Source organism: Rhizobium ecuadorense, assembly GCF_001187535.1.
Classification (GTDB): Bacteria; Pseudomonadota; Alphaproteobacteria; order Rhizobiales; family Rhizobiaceae; genus Rhizobium; species Rhizobium ecuadorense.
Genome location: NZ_LFIO01001407.1, coordinates 1 through 239, shown reverse-complemented (window position 1 = coordinate 239; position 239 = coordinate 1). Strand labels below are relative to the sequence as shown.

1 protein-coding gene is annotated in these 239 nt (G+C 61.1%); it reads right to left on the bottom strand.

What is annotated here, in order from left to right; all coding sequences use genetic code 11:
- The coding region (locus tag AF337_RS29765; RefSeq protein WP_160320381.1) for a substrate-binding domain-containing protein at positions 1-239 on the bottom strand (239 nt) is incomplete at both ends.

Sequence of the window (239 nt, the reverse complement as noted above, 5' to 3'; positions counted from 1 at the left end):
GCCTTCTATTCTGGAAATGAGGGCCCGGGTTGCCACCTGACCGAGCTCCCGGCCCGACTGATCGATGCTGGCGAGATTGACGAGACCGAGTGCTGCGGTCGACGAATTGTCGTATCCGATGACGGCGAGATCTTCGGGCACGCGCACACCCATCTCCATAGCCAGGCTCAGAAGGGTGATCGCGTCGAGATCGCTCCAGCAGAATACGGCGCGCGGCCTGTCCTTCCTCGATAGGAACT